General features: G+C 25.6%; 1 protein-coding gene. It reads right to left on the reverse strand.

Going from position 1 to position 585, the window contains the following annotated elements; all coding sequences use genetic code 11:
• A partial coding sequence (locus XO12_RS11170; RefSeq protein WP_175420360.1) for a DDE-type integrase/transposase/recombinase occupies positions 1-585 on the reverse strand: 585 nt, incomplete at both ends.

Raw genomic sequence — 585 nt, forward strand, 5'->3', positions numbered from 1 at the left:
ATAAGACGAAATAAAATCATTGAAATTATCATTAAAAAGATAAAAAACGAAATCAGGAGTAAGATACTTTAAAGACCCATGAGGTCTAAGATGATTATAAAAATAAATATAGGACATGTAATAATTATAAACATCATCGATATCGTTAAAAGTAATATATTCAACAAATTCTCTTTGGACAGAAGAATGAAATGATTCAATAAAAGCTTGAGAATTAGGATTATTTTTGTACCCAAATTCATGGATAATATTAAATTCATTCATAAATATATCAGTAATGTTAGCTTTGAATTGAGGACCATTATCAGTTCTAATAATTAAATTTTGAGGGGTAGCATTTCTGTATTCAATAGCCTGTTTAACAGTATTGATAAAATCTTTAGCTTTGATTGAATTACCAATATAAACACCAACAATTGACCTATCAAAAGAATCAATAATACTTAGAATACCAACAAATCCATTAGTTTTAGTAAAAACAAATTTAATATCAGCTTCCCAATACTGATTAGGATCGGTAATATCATGATTTTTAGGTCTTTTTTTAGGATGTTTTGAATGACGATGATAATTTCGAGTTAAATT

The sequence above is a fragment of the Marinitoga sp. 1154 genome, from assembly GCF_013363285.1.
Lineage (GTDB): Bacteria > Thermotogota > Thermotogae > Petrotogales > Petrotogaceae > Marinitoga.